This is a genomic window from Psychromonas hadalis ATCC BAA-638, assembly GCF_000420245.1.
In the GTDB taxonomy this organism is placed as follows: Bacteria; Pseudomonadota; Gammaproteobacteria; order Enterobacterales; family Psychromonadaceae; genus Psychromonas; species Psychromonas hadalis.
The window spans coordinates 1-18,687 of sequence record NZ_ATUO01000073.1 but is presented as its reverse complement, the minus strand read 5'-3'; the positions used below and the strand labels follow the sequence as shown (position 1 = coordinate 18,687).

Here is an 18,687-nt window from a genome sequence, read left to right as displayed (position 1 = left end):
AAAGTGCGGGCATCAGCAAACGCCCCTTCCATTGTTGTCACTGCGCTAACATCCCAAGCGCTGATATCTGCATTAAACACACTAGCACCATAAAACATATAAGAGCTGTCTGTTACTTGTCTTAGGTCTGGAGTATCTAACGCATTACTGACCAAATTACTACACCCCCAAAAAGCAGATTCCATAGATAATAAAGTAATATCTCCCCACTGCTCTACGCTCATAATTTTCCCACTATCCGATGTTCCTCCCCGGAAATAAATTTGTGGGAAAATACCATTAATGGTTAGCGTATAAGTCCCTGCCGTTGCGTAAATATGGGACGCATCATTCATGATATTTACCTCCGTAGTGCTATCACCCCAGTCAACAGAATAATCATAGGAATAAAACCCATTGGTGGGAATGACAATTTTCTCAGATGCATTGTCCGTTTTCCAAGTGATGATAAAAGGCCTTGGCGCGATAACATTGACTGTTCGTTGCAACAGACTTGAATTCCCTGCAGTATCACTCGCTTGGTATGTTAATTGATATGTTCCAATACGAGTATTATCAATTGCGCCTATGGGAGGGGCGACAACAATTTCACCATCAAAGCGATCAAGTGCAGTAGCACCTAACTCAATATAATCACGACCTTTTCCTAAAATGAGAGTGCTAGCGCCATTTAAGGTGAGCACCGGCCCCGCCATATCAATCACATTTACCGTGCGCGTTATACTGCTGGCATTACCTGCTGCATCGCTTGCACTATAGGTCAAAGTGTAGGTATTAATCATATCAATATTCAGATCGCCACTCATTGTAACGGCAACACTACCATCAACATTATCGAGCGCAGTGGCTCCTAAATCAGTATAACTATCTCCATAGTTATGGTTGAGTGGATTTGCCCCATTTAAGGTAATCACTGGTGCTGTCGTATCAAGTTCCGCCTCAATACTGCTGTGGCATGCAGCTAAGAAACTAAGAAGAGATAAGAGAAACACTGTTTTTAGCAAAAAAAATGCGTGATTAGCAAAGACAGTTAAGCATAATTTATATTGATTTTTATGCCAATCAAGTTGAACTTGAGCAATGCTAATAAACGGTGTTAAATAGTGTAACTTCATAGAGTCTCCATCAAAAAATAAAAACTTCAGAGTAACAAATAAAACATTAAGCATAGTTCGATAATATAAAAAATGAGAGACATTTTAATAAAAAAAAAGCCCCTACTTAAACGTATAAGTAGAGGCTTTAATAATCGTTATTTAACGAACTAAAGTCCGTAAATAACTCAGGAATCGTTACACAATAACTTGCGCTAAATTGTTTTAAAAAACCTGAAAAGACGGGTTATTTTGAAAACAAAAGCGCAAGTAATTTTGAAGCCGATCCTTAGTTAGACAACATGAGCGAATCAGCCATTGCTTCTAAGTTTGAGTTACCCATTAGATAAGTATCAACTGCACGAGAGGCTTCACGGCCTTCGTTGATACAACGTACAATCAGAGACTGACCGGTACGCATATCACCGGCCGCAAATACGCCCGCTTGTGTAGTTTGGAAGTCAGTGGTTTTCACATTACCACGATCATCTAAACCAATTTCAAGCTGTGCTAACACGCCTGTTGGCTCTGGGTGTAAGAAGCCCATCGCAAGGAATGCTTTAGTACAAGGAACGCTGCGCTCAGTGCCTTCAATCTCTTTGAAGTTAGGACGTTGACCCGGCTCAGCTTTTTCCCACTCGATATCAGCGATAATAAGCTCTTTAACGTTGCCGTTTTCATCACCTTTAAACTCTTTGGTTAAGATAGACCATTTACGATCGACACCCTCTTCGTGAGAAGTGGTGGTTTTAAGGATCATTGGGTATGACGGCCAAGGCATATTCTTAGTACGCTCTTCAGGTGGAATTGGCATGATCTCAATTTGTAAAACAGAGGCGGCGCCGTGACGGTTTGATGTACCCACACAATCTGAGCCTGTATCACCCCCACCAATCACTAATACGTGATCGTCTTTAGCGTGGATCTCTTTTGTTTTCAAATCCATATCATTTGCGCGACGGTTATTTTGAGCAAGGAACTCCATTGCAAAATGAACCCCTTTTAATTCACGTCCAGGGATGGGTAAGTCGCGAGGTACGGTTGAACCGCCTGTTAACAACACCACATCAAACTGTTTACGTAACTCTTTTGCATCAAAATCAACACCAATGTGTGCGTTGACCACCATCTTAATACCAGCAGCTTCCATCACAGCAATTTTACGGTCGATAATATCCATGCCCAGTTTAAAGTCAGGAATACCAAAACGCACCAAACCACCCACTTTTTCATCACGCTCATAAACAGTCACAGTATGACCTGCACTATTTAACTGCTCAGCAGCAGCAAGACCCGCAGGGCCTGAGCCGATAATCGCAACGGTTTTACCCGTGCGTGATGTTGGAATTTTTGGTTTCACGTAGCCATTTTTATACGCGGTTTCAACGATGTTTTTCTCGATATTACAGATAGTAATAGGGTCTTGGTTAATACCCAGTACACATGAACTCTCACAAGGAGCAGGACAAACACGCCCTGTAAACTCTGGAAAGTTATTGGTTGAGCTTAAAATTTCCCACGCTTCCTGCCAACTATCACGGTAAACCGCATCGTTGAATTCAGGAATAATGTTACCAATTGGGCAACCGTTGTGACAAAAAGGAACACCACAATCCATACAACGTGAAGCTTGGTCATTTATCTTGTTACCAAACTCGTCCATTTGTACGAATTCTTTATTATCTTTTAAGCGATCTTCAACCGGCAATTTACCCGGCAGTTCACGACCTAATTCTAAAAATCCAGTAGGCTTACCCATTATGCTTCTCCTTTGCCGCGTGCAGCTAATACTGCTTTGTAATCACGAGGCATCACTTTAACCATTTGCGCTAAGCTTGCTTCAATATCCGAAAGGAATTCAGCAGCACGGTTAGACTGTGTTAGCTCAAAGTGTTTTGTTACTTTGGCAACAACAATATCTTTATCAACCTGCTCAAGCGGATCTAAATCTACAAGCTCTTTATTACAGCTTGCTTCAAATGAATCATCTTGATTCCAAATATAAGCAACACCGCCACTCATACCGGCCGCAAAGTTACGACCTGTCGAGCCAAGGTTAATCATAATACCGCCTGTCATGTATTCACAACCGTGGTCGCCAACACCTTCAACAACCACTTCTGCACCCGAATTACGTACACAGAAACGTTCACCAGCCATACCATTAATGTATGACTCACCAGAGGTAGCACCGTAGAAACAAACGTTACCAACAATAATATTGTCTTTGGCAACGATGTCTGAATTACGATGTGGATAAACCACAATTTGACCACCCGATAAACCTTTACCCCAGTAATCGTTGGCGTCACCTTCAACGGTAAACTCAACACCTTTTGCAAGGAAACAACCAAACGATTGTCCCGCAGAGCCGTTGAATTTAATTTGCATCGGTAGCGGTAAACCTTGATCGTTATACACTTTAGAGATTTCGTTAGAAAGCATGGTGCCACAAGAACGGTCGGTATTGATGATTGGGAACTCACCCGATACCGCTTCGCCTTTTTCAAGCGCAGGTTTAGCAAGTTCAATCAGTTTTCTGTCTAATACCGCGTCAAGCTTGTGATCCTGACTTGTTTGGTTAAACATGCCATCTTCCGCTTTTGCTTGTTGTTTAAACAGAAGCGTACTTAAATCTAAGTTTTTGTATTTCCAGTGCTTGATATTATCACGTACTTTTAGATTTTGTGTTTGACCTACCATCTCAGTAATGGTTGCGTAACCTAACATTGCCATGTTTTCACGCATGCCTTCAACCATGTAACCAAAGAAAGTAACAACATCATCTACACGGCCGTCGAAACGTTCACGTAATGTTTTGTTTTGTGTTGCGATACCAACAGGACAAGTATTCAAATGACACTTACGCATCATGATACAGCCTTCAACAATAAGTGCTGCTGTTGCTACGCCCCACTCTTCCGAGCCAAGTAACACCGCGATGGTTAAATCACGTGGTGTTTTCATCTGACCATCGGCTTGTAAAACGATACGATTACGTAAACCGTTTTTCATCAGCGTTTGATGTGCTTCAGCCAGCCCTAATTCCCACGGCAGACCCGCGTGACGGATTGAAGAAAGTGGTGACGCACCTGTACCACCGTCAAAACCCGCGATTAAGATAACGTCAGCTTTTGCTTTAGCAACACCCGATGCGATAGTACCAACACCGGCTTCCGATACTAATTTAACGTTAATACGGGCTGCGCGGTTAGCATTTTTCAAATCAAAGATGAGCTGTGCTAAATCTTCGATTGAGTAGATATCATGATGCGGTGGCGGTGAAATCAGACCGACGCCAGGCGTAGAATGACGTGTACGACCAATCCAGTCATCAACTTTGTGACCCGGCAGTTGACCACCTTCACCGGGTTTAGCACCCTGTGCCATTTTAATTTGGATCTCAACAGCATTTGTTAGGTAATAAGACGTTACACCGAAACGACCTGATGCAACCTGTTTGATGGCAGAGCGTTCCCAGTCACCGTTTTCTTTAGGTAAGAAACGAGCCGGATCTTCACCACCTTCACCAGAGTTTGATTTTGCGCCGATGCGGTTCATGGCAATCGCTAACGTTGAGTGAGCTTCGTGCGAGATAGAACCGAATGACATTGCACCCGTTGCAAAACGTTTTAAGATTTTTGTCGCTGGCTCTACATCATCAATTGAGATGGGACCCGATGCTTTTGGTACAAATACAAACTGACTACGTAGTGTGGCCGCGTTATCACCCTGTTTATCAACTTCATTTGCATACTCTTTGAACTGCGCGTAATTTTTATTACGCGTCGACTCTTGTAATAAAGAGATCGTCTTAGGGTTCCAGAGATGTTTTTCACCACGTTGTTTCCACTGGTAAACACCACCCACGTCTAAACGTGTTGCTGGTACTTCACGTAATGGGTAAGCAAAACGATGACGAATAATCGCTTCAGCGGCAATATCATCAATCGATAAACCTTGAATACGCGTTACCGTACCGGTGAAGTATGCATCAACAACCGCTTTACTCACACCCAGCGCTTCAAAAATTTGCGCGCCTTGGTAAGACTGAATCGTTGAAATACCCATTTTAGAGAATATTTTCAGTAAACCTGCATCGATTGCGCCTTTGTAAATTTTAAACAATTCATCAACAGACTTATCTGCAGGTAAACGTTTCTTGATCTGCAGATCAACAATCATCTCTTCAATCAGGTAAGCATTAATTGCCGATGCACCGTAACCGATAACCGTTGCAAAGTGATGCGTTTCACGCACGTCACCCGTCTCAACCACGATATCACAAAGCGCACGTAGCCCTTTTCTGATTAAATAATGGTGAACTGCGCCAGTAATTAACATCGCAGGAATTGGCGCGTGATCTGAAGTGGCATTACGATCACTTAAAATAATGATTGAGTAACCATCGTTTACCGCATCTTCAGCGTAACGACAGATACGTTTAATCGCTTTATCGAGTTTGCCCGCTTTACCATTTGCTCTAAATAGCGTGTCTAATGTTTTAGCTTGTAGATGTTTATCATCTAATGCATTGATCTTTTCAAGCTCTGCATTACTGAGTACCGGTGACTCAAGTTCTACTTTATGACAATGCTCAGGGGTTTCAGAAAGTAAGTTCTGATCTTTACCTAAATAAGTATTTAGCGACATGACCATACGTTCACGAATCGGATCGATAGGTGGATTGGTTACCTGTGCAAACAACTGTTTAAAGTAATGAGATAGATGCTGAGACTGATGAGAAAGTACCGCTAAAGGCCAATCCACACCCATTGCACCGAGTGGCTCTTTACCATCACGGAACATCGGTAAGATAATCTCACTGATCTCTTCTGAGGTAACACCAAATGTTTGCATGCGTCTTAATAACTGACCATCGTTTGGTTGGATATTACGTTCAAGTGCTGTCGGCTGATCTTCTAGCTTCACTAAGTTATTCGCCAACCAAGTTTCATAAGGCTGTTGTGCTGCAATCGTGCCTTTTATTTCATCGTCAGAAATAATACGACCTTGCTCTAAATCAGCAACAAAAATACGACCCGGTTGTAAACGGCCACGCAATTTAATGTTTTCAGGCGCGATATCCACTACGCCAGATTCTGATGCCATCACTAAGAAGTCATCTTTAGTCACACAATAACGTGATGGACGCAGACCGTTACGGTCAAGCGTTGCACCCACTTGTACACCATCGGTGAAACACACAGAAGCGGGGCCATCCCAAGGTTCCATAATGTTTGCATGGTATTGATAGAAAGCACGACGTTTTGGTTCCATCGCTTTGTTTTCTTGCCACGCTTCTGGAATCATCATCATTAATGCATGAGGAAGACTACGGCCGGAAAGAACCAGTAGTTCAAGTGCCATATCAAAGCTTGCAGAATCAGACATACCTTCTGTACAGATAGGCATCAACATATCTAACTCTTCACGGGTGAAGAACTCCGCTTCAAGCAATGATTCACGTGCTTTCATCCAGTTGATATTGCCGCGTACGGTATTGATTTCGCCGTTGTGCGCAATGTAACGGAAAGGTTGCGCTAAACGCCAACGAGGGAAAGTATTGGTTGAAAAACGTGAATGCACCAATGCAAGCGCGGTTACCATGCTCGGATTTTGTAGATCCAAGAAGTATTGTGGCACTTGCTCAGTGGTTAACTGACCTTTGTATACAATGGTTTTATACGAAAATGTATTAATATAGAAATTATCTTCAATACCCGTCACTGACTCTAAACAGAGTCGTGATGCGTAGTTACGTAAAATAAAGGCTTTGCGCTCAAGTACCGCAGGGTCCATATCTGACCCACCCGTTACAAACAGGTGTTCAAATTGAGGCTCACTACTCAATGGATCAGCACCGATCATTGAGTTATCAGTAGGAAGGACACGGTAGCCAAGCACTTCAAGACCTAAACGCTCAGCGACGCGCGTTAAAATATCACGACACTGATTACGTTGATGTTCATCTTGTGGAAATAAAACAGTACCCACAGCATATTGATCAAATTTTGGTAAGGTGATACCAACTTTTAATGCTTGGGTTACTAAAAATTCATGCGGTTTTTGTAACAAGATACCCGCACCATCACCACTGCAAGGATCGCAACCTTGACCACCACGATGTTCCATGCGCGCAAGCATATCTAATGCTTGGGTCACAATTGCGTGTGATTTTCTATTTTTAAGATGTGCAACAAAACCGATGCCACAAGCATCATGTTCCATCTCTGGCACATAAAGGCCTTGAGCGTTTTGCTCTATATTAGTCATAAACATGTCCTTCAAGATAAAATAACAAACGTTTGTCTGCCATTTCCGTTCTAATGTTTTCGAAGTGCTATTAACGCAACTTACTTTAGTGAATAAATTCAAAAACAACTGCTTCATTTTCAGTTTTTTGTTCTTAAGAGATTAATTTTTAGGGATTAAATCGCTAAAAATTAATCTTTTAATCAATAAAGTAAGGCGCACAGCATCCCTATTAAGTACAGGGCTCATACACTATTCCATCGAAATCACCTATATTGCCCTACTATAAACAAGCGCTATACAGGCGTAAATTTGCCCGTATTCTATCGTTTAAGATGCATAAAATCCAATTTTCTTAATCGCAAACAAAGTGAGTAGTTGTTAATGGCTTGTAAATCAAGGAGCAGGCGCGTTAATTTAATTTTAACATTATAAATTAGGTGTGGTTTTATGCTAAAAATAGGATAAAACAGCTAAAAAACAGACATAAGGTAGAAAAATAGATAAATAAACTGATCAAAAGTGAATATTAATGCACTTTTTTTGCTTGATTACGCTTTTATTGCAGATGAAAAGTAGTTTTTATATAATTAGTGGCATAATTAAAACCAATTTCTTATTAGCTAACAAAAATAGTGCCCAGATCACACCCAATTGGTTTACTTCCATTACAATTTAGTCACATTTTAAAATAGGAAATAGCATGGAAAATATCATTGAAATAGGCGTAATAGAGTCTTTAATCACCGCAATTCTAGTGCTGTTTATTGGCCGTTTAATTAATATCCTCAGCCCTAAACTTGCAACGTTTAATATTCCAGAACCTATTTTAGGCGGGTTAGCCGTTGCTTTTTTAATTACCGTGTTACACCAACAAGGGGTTACGATTAATTTTAACCTGCCACTGCAAGAGACCTTTATGTTGTTATTTTTTAGCACCATAGGCCTTGCAGCTAGCTTTAAACTGTTAGCGCAAGGCGGTAAAAAAGTATTTCTATTTTTAGCCATCGCCACCATTTATATCATCATTCAAAATGGCGTAGGAGTTTCACTTGCAGCCGCACTTGGACTTGATCCACTATTAGGTTTAATTGCAGGTTCAATTACCCTCTCGGGTGGTCATGGCACAGGCGTAGCTTGGGCGCAAACATTCCAAGATGATTATGGTTTACAAACCTTAGAGTTTGCTATGGCTGCGGCGACTTTTGGTTTGGTAATGGGGGGCATTATTGGTGGCCCTGTTGCACAACGTTTGATCGATAAAAACGGATTAGAATCGGAATTTGGTAAAGGGACCAACCACCATGATACTCACCCTGAATTGGTGACTTATGATCAACTTGAAGAGGATAAAGTCACGGCACAAAAAATAACTGAAACACTGTTTATTCTGCTTATTTGTGTTGTCGGCGCAAAATACGCAAAAGAGTTTATCGATGGGCTCGAGATCAGTTACCTCAAAATACCTAACTTTGTTTACGCACTGTTCATCGGTGTAGTGATCACCAATTTCACCGAAACAACAAAACTTTATAAGGTCAATGCTGAAACCGTTGATATGCTCGGTACGGTATCATTGTCCCTGTTTTTATCAATGGCATTGATGAGCCTGAAGCTGTGGGAGATTTTTGATCTCGCCATTCCACTATTGATTATTCTTGTTTGTCAGACCATAGTGCTAGCACTATTTGTCTATTTTATCACCTTCCGTTTTATGGGAAGTAACTACGATGCAGCAGTCATAGCGGGTGGTCATGGTGGTTTTGGCATGGGCGCCACACCAACAGCGGTGATGAACATGGGCGCACTTGTTTCCCGTAATGGTCCTTCACCACAAGCTTTTATGGTCGTGCCAATCGTAGGCGCTTTCTTTATCGACATTACTAATCTGATCATATTGCAAAGTTATATCGCTTTTTTAGGTTAATTCAGATTTAATAATAAAAATTTATTGTTTTTTTTTAAAAAAAACAATAAATCAGATCTCTGCAGAGATGTTATTGAAGTAATAATCTACCCTTGAAAGAAACAGATAATAATATTTCTATTCTTCAAGGGACTCTCATGGCAAAAAGTAAAACAATTACTACTGACGATATTCTAGTCGTTTTATGTAACTCAATAAAATCAGTGCTTATCAAAGCAACCGATCACCCCATCAACTACTCTGCAATGGTGCAAAAAATCAATAAAACCTGCCTTAAGCCTGATATTGGTTGCTTTGTGTTATTCGATGGTGGTTTTTCAGGGTTAGTTATTATTAATTTCAGTGCTGAATCGGCCATGGAAATATACTCTAACTACATGATACATATGGGAATGCCTGAGAATGAATTAGCAAAGTCTCATACTTCCGATGAAGTCAGTGACATAATGGGTGAGTTGATGAACCAAATTGTCGGTGATTTCACCAGTGTTATTGGTCACGAATTACATACCTCTATTACGCAAAGCCAACCTAAAATGTTAACCATTAATAAGCAAGTGATGCTCTCTATTGATACTAATCTTGATCGTCCACAAGCAAGACGTGTCACCTTCATGACCGAGAAAAATAATATTTTCTACTTAGAGTTAGCAATGGATAAAACTGAATTCATCAAATTACCTAACTTTGAAGAGCGTGAAGCATTTGATGCCGATATGATTCTTGAACAAGAAAAAAATACCAAGAATATAGTAGAAAAATCAGCACCATCAACATCAACGACAGACCAAGATCTGCTTGATGAACTTGGCATCTAAATTCTCTATTGACTTTGTATCTCGTTAATAACAATATAAACACAGTTTTATCCAAAAAAAAATTTAGGTACTAATAACAATACCTCAGCCAAAATGGAAACCAACCCATTTTGGCTGATTTTTTTGTCTGTAATCATTTGATTTATATTGGTGTAAAATTCCATTTTAAGCTTAAATCAAAATTGGCGAAGGTATTGAATAAATGTTAATGCCACTAAAACCACACAATAGGATACTTGCACGATGTAGCCTGTTACGTTTTTTTCCTGTGGTTAGCATTTAGCTAAAAATACCAAACCGCAGCTTTCAATCTGCGGTTTATTTTTAATTACTCCCCTCTTTGAAAACTGCCTCTAATACCATTCAGCTTAAAGTAATGATCAGGTTCTAAGGTCAAGGCGCATGATTGAGTAATAAGCAAAATGGTTATTTGTTTTGCACTGCGTACTGTTTGACGACGTCAAATAGAGCAGCTGGCTATTGCGATTGAATGCAACGCAGATGTTAGTAATTTAAACCAGTAAAAACGATCAGTTGCTTAGGCAGATTGATATCATTATAAAAGGAGTCTTCATATGCCTGTTCCTCTCGCCTATTTAATCGTTGTGTTAATTTGGTCTACCACCCCACTGGCCATCGTATGGAGTAGCGAAACCGTTAATCCCAGTATGGCGGTATTACTACGCATGTTATTAGCAGCCATCATTGGCACCTTTTTTTTAGTCGTGACACGTATTCGCTTACCGACAAATAAACAGGCACTTAAATTATATAGCTACTCGGCAATCGGTGTATTTGGTGGCATGATTTGGGGATATTTAGCCTCTCGCCATATTAGCTCTGGTTTAATGTCGCTGGTTTTTGGCTTATCGCCCATTATTTCTGGATTATTAGCACAAAAAATATTAAATGAAGCGAAGTTTAGCCCTGTACGTTGGTTCGCTTTTAGCCTCTCATTATTGGGTTTAGCGATTGTATCTTGGCATAATATCAGTAGTGGCAGCAGTGAATGGATAGGTATCGCTTTTGTTTTATTAGGCATGTTCTTCTTTAGCTTAAGTGGCGTTTTAGTAAAAAGTGTAGATATCAATATCCACCCTTTTGCGACGACCTTAGGCGCACTGTATTTCTCTGTGCCTCTGTTTTTTATTAGTTGGTTACTGCTTGATGGAGAGCTTAATATTGATCAGTGGTCGCAACGCTCTTTAAGTGCAATTGTTTATTTAGGTGTATTTGGTTCATTGATTGGTTTTATCGCTTATTTTTATATATTACAAAAATTACAGGCAACCACTGTCGCGTTAGTCACCTTGATCACCCCCACTTTAGCAATCAGTCTTGGGGCAATCGCGAATGATGAACCTGTAGGACAGCATCTGTTTATTGGTGCATTCTTTGTGATTCTAGGGCTCGCAATTTATCAATGTGGCGACAAGTTTTTACAACGATGGCAAAAAAACAGGGCTGACAGAATCAATGGCTAAATACCAAAAATCCAGCGTGCAATGGTTGCTCTGGCTTGATGCCTACCCGTCCCCAACGGTCAACAGCATCGATCATTAATACATTGGAAAATTGAGGCAACAGTTGTGTTAACTGTTGCCTTAGTTAATAGCCAAACATCAGGAGACTCAGCCACTAATTTTTGTAGCGCCAATTTATCTTGCTCACTCCATTCTAATGCCGATTTTATTAAACGTTGTACAACAAAAAGTTGATTCTCAGAGGCAAAGTCCTCTAGCTTATCCGATAACAACACCACGGAATCAATGTGCTTATCTAATAAAAATTGTTATTGCTGATTAATCAACAAACGAATATTAACCATGAAATCTTGTTGATTTTTTTCTATCACTTTTACATGTTCAAGCCAAACACGTTGCAAGTCATCACTGACAATACTCACCATCATCCCTAAGTTATTAGGATTAAGCCATGCGTATAATGATGCTTTCCCTGACGTACTTTGCACCGTAGCGATACCTTTTCCACTCGGCGAAATAGCTTGTGATGCGTCTATTTCAATCAATTTAATGTTACCTTGACGGGTAAAAATAAACAGTGGATCTTGTGGCCATAATGCATTCAAGGTGATTGCTACGGTTGCCTTTTCACCTGCTTGCGCCGCACTGTTTTTACCTTTACGGAAAAACCAATGAGACAAACGCTCAATACCATAACGTTTAGGTGGCAAGTAAGTGGTTGTGATTGGCGTGCCTAACATAAGTTGACTCGCTAGTAGATAAGTCACAGGCGTGGCAGTGAGAATATCATTAGCAAGTAATGTTTGAGGCGCTATCGCCAATAAAAAAACAATAAAATAACCACGAGAAAATAAAAACATAATCACCCTTTACGTATAATCCGGTAAGTTGTTGCTATTAAAAAGAAACAAGCTGCAACAAGAATAATCGAAGCACCAGAAGGAATAGGTAGTTTTAATTCCATTGGTAACATCGTAGCTATCAAACAGCTCAGTGTGGCTAACAGTGAAGAGAGCAACACAAAACTACCCATACTTTTTGTTAATAAACGCGCGGTTGCACCGGGGTTCAATAACAATGTGCCCACCAGCACCGTTCCCACAATTTTAACCGCTGCAATAGTCACGAGGGTTATCATGATCACAAACAGGTAATCATAGAAATGGGTTGCATAACCGCGCACTTTGGCAATATCGAGGCTGATAGAAGTTAATAAAATACGATTAAAAGTGGGGATAAAAACAACAACAATTAATGTACAGCTCAGCGCTAAGACCAATAAGTCAAAATCGGTAATGGTTAAGATAGAACCAAAAAATACGTTTTCTAACATATGAATATTGATTATTGATCTGCCTCTGCTTGCAAGCCATCCAACATCGATTGCTCTCCACCTAGTGCAGTGAGCATTAAAATAGGGGTTGCAAAACGTTGGCAAATTCGTCGCGCTACTTGCAAGCCACCAAGATTTGGCAACATCACATCTAATAACACCAAATCAACGGCTGACATTTGCATATAATTTAATGCACTTTCACCATCATTAACACAATGTACTTGATAGCCTTCCTCTTGTAAGACCTGCGTTAATAATTCACACAACTGAAAATCATCATCAACTACTAATATATGTGACATAAACCCCACCAATGCAAATAAAAACGATTCGCATTCTATTTAAGAAGGTTATTTATATCAATAATTAGCGTTAAAAATTTAACGTTACGAAACGGAGCAGTTCAAAAGCGGTTAACCACGGAAGCACGAAGTTTGGCAGAAAACTAAAGCACCCAATAAGCCTAAATGATGTGCAGTGTCACGCAGTGGCTTCATGGTGATATTTTTGTATAAACGTCAATATGAAAATTTAACGATAAAAAAGGCGCCGAAGCGCCTCTTTATTATTTAATAACAGAGTAAAATTTAGATGCTAGCAATGGCATCATTTAGTGTTTTACTTGGACGCATCGCTTTAGCGACTTTGTCTTGATCGGTATGGAAATACCCACCTAAATCCACACTAACACCTTGCACGGCATTCAATTCAGCAACAATCGCTGTTTCATTCTCCGCTAATGTTTTAGCCAATGGCGCAAAAGTTGCTTGCAGTGCAGCATCTTTTGTTTGCGTAGCTAATGCTTCTGCCCAGTACATCGCTAAGTAGAAATGGCTACCACGGTTATCAAGCTCATTCACTTTACGTGATGGTGACTTATCTTCTTTAAGGAACTTACCGTTTGCGATATGCAGCGCTTCAGCTAAGACAACCGCTTTGGCATTATCTGTTTTAGCCGCAATATCTTCAATCGATACCGCTATCGCTAAAAACTCACCTAATGAATCCCAACGCAGATGATTTTCTTCAACAAACTGTTGCACATGTTTCGGAGCAGATCCGCCCGCGCCCGTTTCAAACAAACCACCACCAGCAAGTAACGGCACGATAGAGAGCATTTTAGCACTGGTACCCAACTCTAGAATTGGAAAAAGATCAGTTAGGTAATCACGTAAAACATTACCTGTTACCGAGATAGTATTTTCACCTGCAAGAACACGTTTAAGGGTATATTTAATCGCTTCATTCGGCGCCATGATTTGAATATCAAGCCCTTGTGTATTGTGATCTTTTAAGTAACGGTTTACTTTTTCAATGAGGTTTCTATCATGTGCACGCGCTTCATCTAACCAGAAAATAGCAGGTTGACCTGTCGCTGTCGCACGACTTACCGCTAAACGTACCCAATCTTGGATTGGAATGTCTTTCGCTTGGCACATGCGCCAGATATCGCCTTGCTCAACAGCATGTTCCATCAACACATTGCCCGCTTGATCAATGACTTTAACCGCCCCCGCTTCTGTAATTTGGAATGTTTTATCGTGAGAACCGTACTCTTCCGCTTTTTGTGCCATTAGGCCAACGTTTGCTACATTACCCATTGTTTTGGGATCAAATGCGCCATTTTCACGACAAAAATCAATCGTTGCTGCATAGATACCTGAATAACAACGATCTGGAATTAACGCTTTAGTATCTTCTAGTTTACCTTCACTGTTCCACATACCACCTGATGTACGAATCATAGCAGGCATAGATGCATCAATGATCACATCACTTGGTACGTGTAAGTTAGTAATACCTTTATCAGAATCAACCATTGCAAGACTTGGACGTGTTGCGTATACCGCTTGGATATCTGCTTCAACTTGTGCTTTTTTAGCCACATCAATGTTGGCAATTTTAGTGTAAACATCTCCAAGACCATTACGCTCATCAACACCTAACTCTTTGAATAAGTCAGCATGTTTTGCAAACACATCTTTATAATAAACCGTTACCGCGTGACCAAACATGATTGGGTCTGATACTTTCATCATGGTTGCTTTAAGGTGCAAAGAAAGCATGATGTTGTTATCGAATGCGTCAGTCATCTCTTTTTCAAAGAAAGCACGTAGCGCTTTAGCACTCATGCGAGATGAATCGATTAACTCATCTTTTAACACAACAGTAGATGCTTTTAATACTGTGACATCGCCTGATGCGTTGGTAAATTCAATTTTCACATCGTCATCTTGGCTTAATACAACCGATTGCTCAGAGCTGTAAAAATCACCATCCGTCATGTTTGCAACGTGAGATTTAGACTCTTTTGACCAAGCGCCCATACGGTGAGGGTTATCTTTTGCATACTGTTTTACTGCATCAGCAACACGGCGATCTGAGTTACCTTCACGTAGAACAGGGTTTACTGCACTGCCTAATACTTTTGAATAACGTGCTTGGGTCTCTTTCTCTGCATCATTCGCAGGTACTTCAGGGAAATCAGGTAATGCAAACCCATGTGCTTGAAGCTCTTTAATGGCAGCTTGTAGTTGTGGAAGAGAAGCACTTACATTGGGTAATTTAATAATGTTGGCTACAGGTGTTTTAGCCAGCTCACCCAGTTCAGCTAATACATCAGGTAACTGCTGCTCAGCAGTTAAACAATCAGAAAAATGAGAAATAATTCGTGCAGCAACAGAGATATCACGTGTTTCAACAACAATGTCAGCAGCTTTAGTGAATGCGTTAACAATTGGCAGTAGAGAGTGTGTTGCTAGAGCAGGCGCTTCATCCGTTAATGTATAGATGATTTTTACCGATTTATCCGTCATATTATTTCCTTTAAAAAAGTGATGATGTTATGAATTTGTTACATCGTAAAAAATGATGCGCTCATCATAGCGAAAATGAGTCAATAGTCTACTTTCAAGCACCTTACAAAGACGCTTTACGATAGTTGGGATCATAATTTGTGAAGTGTGCATTTAAGTGATTCTGTTACACTACATTTTTTGTCTATTTTGAAGGTGTGCAAGTGAATCATTCCCCAGTTAAGAAGAGTAATAACAAATTCAATAGCACCTCAAATTCAAGCAAGCGAAAGAGTAAAAAACCGACCCATTTTAATGTTAAAAAGGCTGCGCATAAAACCTATGCAAGCAAAAAACGCCTACCCGCATCGATGCAGAAAGTGGTGTTATTTAATAAACCTTTTGATGTATTAAGCCAGTTCACCGATGAAGGGGAACGTTTAACCTTAAAAGACTATATTAATATTCCCGATATCTATGCAGCCGGTCGCTTAGACAGAGACAGTGAAGGATTATTATTGCTCACCAATGACGGCATTTTACAAGCAAAAATAACCCAGCCGGGTGAGAAAACAGATAAAACCTACTGGGCCCAAGTCGAAGGCACACCAACAGATGCTGACCTTGAAAAACTGCGCAAAGGGGTGGAATTAAAAGATGGCTTAACCCTGCCTGCAAAAGTAAAAGTAATGGATAAACCAGACATTTGGGCGCGTTACCCGCCCATTCGTGAACGTGCCAATATCTCAACCACTTGGCTTGCAATCACCATCAATGAAGGTCGCAACCGTCAAGTTAGACGCATGACCGCACACATTGGTTTTCCAACGCTGCGTTTGATTCGTTATTCGATTGGAGAGTGGTCGATTGATGGCATTGAGAATGGGGAATATAAAGAGCTTTAGGCCTTGAAGGGCAAAGCAGCTGTCAGATTAATAGAATCAGAGCTTGTTCATTTTTATTGTTTTTATCTTCGAGTCTAATACCCCACAGCTTGCTGCGTAAAGAATTTTGACCTTAGAGTAGCCCAAATACCTCTCTTCTCGGAGCGAATTTGAGCCTAAGCGAAAAACCTTGGTGCGGGGTATTTCATTTGTGCTTTTAGTTTTTTTGTGGCTTTAAATAGTCTACTTTAGTGCGTGCCTATGGGGAAAATAGCCTGTAATAGGTTTCCTATTCATAGGTAAATTATTGTTTTTAATGCTTTAAACCACTATTTTCAGTCTACTCGGCGACAAGAAAGACAGGTTCGACGATTCATATTCCAAGAACAAACTCAACGATGTTTAAGTTGCCCTTGGAGTAGTTAACAATCTATTTTGTTTTGCTGTCATTTAATACAAGTTAACATTATCGCCTTTAATCGTCCCGAGCAAATAAATTGACAATACCTCCACGTTACATGTTTGATCTATTGATCTCTTGTATTTGTAATGATAGAACTAATATCATTAATATCACAAATTTTGAGTAAGCTCCTTTTTTTGAATTTTGTTTTATCTGCGATTAAAATAACCTCTTGGGAAATCTCTATAAATGATTTTTTTATTTGGCAATTATATTCATTTGAATCCCACACGCTTGAATTAAAATCAAATCCTACACATGAAATAAAACATATATCTAATGAAAAATTAGATAGTGTACTCATGGCAACTGGCCCATAAAAAGCATCATATTTCATTGAGAAGCTACCACCAGTACTAATCACATGAATATTGCTTTTATTTTTTAATGCTTGAATAATATTCAATGAATTAGTGACTACAGTGCAATTTATATTTGGCATAATCTTTGCCAATTCCCAACTAGATGAGCTTGCATCCAATCCAATGAATAAACCCTCTGAAATTAAATCGAGCGCTTTATCTACAAGTAAACGTTTTTCATCTACATGATTTTTTGATCGATCAGTGAAGGATTGACCAATATCATTTACATGTTTACTGACAGCACCACCGTGAACTTTCACAATATCACCTAGTTTGTCTAACGTTTTTAAGTCTCGTCTAATAGTCTCTACTGAAACTTGAAAGTGCTTTGAAAGCTCTATTACAGTAGCGCTTCCCGCCTCGTTAATATGATTAACTAGTTTTGTTTTACGCATCACTATTGCTTACTCATTTATGGCTAATAGATTTAATCTATTATATGTCAAATCGGGGGGGTCATATGTGATCAAGATCACTTTGTTGGCTGTATGTGACCGAGTTTGACTTTTTATGTAACTGTTTTTGTGTCTGGGCATTTTATTAAAGTGAAAAATTACTGATGTGCCAGTTTTTGTCATGAAAAAGTCGTAAACCCATCGTTTAAATCTATTTAAAACTAAAATGTTTGTTTTTAATGCGTTAACCAACAAAATAATGCCCGTTATGTCTTGTATTTACATATTTCGGGCACCCGATTGGTGGTTATTTATCTAAATGGGCGTTATCGGTCACATATGTGACCATGATCACGACTGATTTTTAAAAAGTAAGATAATATTTCTACCTGTTACAGACTGATGACGATTTGATGATAACTTGATGGGACATAGGTAGCAGATACGTTGAATTGACTGTAGAGAAAATACGACATTTATAAATATTAGAACATCAAAATAGCCAACTAACTGTGGCTTATGTGCTACAAGAATATTTGTACCAGAACTTATCGAATAAGGATTGGCGAGAAATATATGTGTGATATTAGTTGGTCAATAAAGGATATGATTATGAATACAACACTAGTCAAAATGGAAAATATTACCAAGAAATTTCCCGGTGTGCTTGCTTTGGATAATGTAAGTTTTAACCTGAGGAGCGGAGAAGTGCATGCTCTATTAGGTGAAAATGGTGCCGGTAAGTCGACATTAATGAAGGTCTTATCAGGTGTGCATGTACCCAATAACGGGCGCATTATTTTCGAAGGTAAAGAGGTCGTTTTTGATACACCGATCTCTGCACAAGAAAAAGGAATTGCGATTATTCATC

The 18,687-nt window shown here is 39.7% G+C and carries 14 protein-coding genes; 5 read left to right on the top strand and 9 right to left on the bottom strand.

Annotation, left to right across the window (positions count from 1 at the left end; genetic code table 11):
• The 3 genes from G322_RS20495 to gltB form a co-directional block, all read right to left on the bottom strand.
• Positions 1-1,115 (bottom strand): immunoglobulin-like domain-containing protein (locus tag G322_RS20495; protein ID WP_033422114.1); only part of this gene is annotated, 1,115 nt, incomplete at its 3' end.
• A 268-nt stretch (positions 1,116-1,383) separates the two neighbouring features.
• Positions 1,384-2,853, bottom strand: a complete 1,470-nt coding sequence (locus tag G322_RS0110400) for a glutamate synthase subunit beta (RefSeq protein WP_022941727.1) — start codon at positions 2,851-2,853, stop codon at positions 1,384-1,386.
• Positions 2,853-7,370, bottom strand: coding sequence for a glutamate synthase large subunit (gene gltB, locus G322_RS0110395; RefSeq protein WP_022941726.1), 4,518 nt, complete (start codon positions 7,368-7,370; stop codon positions 2,853-2,855). Before gltB ends, G322_RS0110400 begins: the two co-directional genes overlap by 1 nt.
• Positions 7,371-8,052: 682 nt before the next feature.
• Between gltB and gltS the strand changes: the two genes are divergently transcribed.
• The 3 genes from gltS to G322_RS0110380 all read left to right on the top strand — a co-directional run bounded on the left by gltS (position 8,053) and on the right by G322_RS0110380 (position 11,578).
• Entirely contained in the window at positions 8,053-9,276 is a 1,224-nt protein-coding gene (gene gltS, locus G322_RS0110390) for a sodium/glutamate symporter (protein WP_022941725.1), read from the top strand.
• A 137-nt stretch (positions 9,277-9,413) separates the two neighbouring features.
• On the top strand, positions 9,414-10,094 hold the full coding sequence (locus tag G322_RS0110385; RefSeq protein ID WP_022941724.1) for a DUF3334 family protein: 681 nt from the start codon (positions 9,414-9,416) through the stop codon (positions 10,092-10,094).
• Positions 10,095-10,669: 575 nt separating this feature from the next.
• A complete protein-coding gene (locus G322_RS0110380) occupies positions 10,670-11,578 on the top strand; it encodes a DMT family transporter (protein ID WP_022941723.1) in 909 nt (302 codons plus the stop codon).
• 59 nt (positions 11,579-11,637) lie between these two features.
• On the opposite strand, the gene G322_RS23895 is transcribed toward G322_RS0110380, so the two are convergent.
• From G322_RS23895 to G322_RS0110365, 5 genes are all read right to left on the bottom strand, one after another.
• A complete protein-coding gene (locus G322_RS23895) occupies positions 11,638-11,856 on the bottom strand; it encodes a hypothetical protein (protein WP_211217149.1) in 219 nt (72 codons plus the stop codon).
• Between the two features lie 30 nt (positions 11,857-11,886).
• The gene (locus tag G322_RS23890) at positions 11,887-12,438 is read right to left on the bottom strand and encodes a hypothetical protein (protein WP_211217148.1); all 552 of its coding nucleotides are present in this window, start codon (positions 12,436-12,438) and stop codon (positions 11,887-11,889) included.
• A 2-nt stretch (positions 12,439-12,440) separates the two neighbouring features.
• Positions 12,441-12,911, bottom strand: coding sequence for a metal ABC transporter permease (locus G322_RS20485; RefSeq protein WP_211217147.1), 471 nt, complete (start codon positions 12,909-12,911; stop codon positions 12,441-12,443).
• An 11-nt stretch (positions 12,912-12,922) separates the two neighbouring features.
• Positions 12,923-13,216 carry a response regulator transcription factor gene (locus G322_RS20480; protein ID WP_022941721.1) on the bottom strand — a complete coding sequence of 98 codons (294 nt, stop codon included), beginning with the start codon at positions 13,214-13,216 and terminating at the stop codon, positions 12,923-12,925.
• A 285-nt stretch (positions 13,217-13,501) separates the two neighbouring features.
• Entirely contained in the window at positions 13,502-15,730 is a 2,229-nt protein-coding gene (locus G322_RS0110365) for an NADP-dependent isocitrate dehydrogenase (protein ID WP_022941720.1), read from the bottom strand.
• A 203-nt stretch (positions 15,731-15,933) separates the two neighbouring features.
• Between G322_RS0110365 and G322_RS0110360 the strand changes: the two genes are divergently transcribed.
• Entirely contained in the window at positions 15,934-16,614 is a 681-nt protein-coding gene (locus G322_RS0110360; protein WP_022941719.1) for a pseudouridine synthase, read from the top strand.
• Positions 16,615-17,120: 506 nt separating this feature from the next.
• On the opposite strand, the gene G322_RS0110355 is transcribed toward G322_RS0110360, so the two are convergent.
• A complete protein-coding gene (locus G322_RS0110355) occupies positions 17,121-17,816 on the bottom strand; it encodes a DeoR/GlpR family DNA-binding transcription regulator (protein ID WP_022941718.1) in 696 nt (231 codons plus the stop codon).
• A 612-nt stretch (positions 17,817-18,428) separates the two neighbouring features.
• On the opposite strand from G322_RS0110355, the gene G322_RS20475 reads away from it, so the two are divergent.
• On the top strand, positions 18,429-18,687 hold a 259-nt coding region (locus tag G322_RS20475; RefSeq protein ID WP_033422113.1), incomplete at its 3' end, for an ATP-binding cassette domain-containing protein.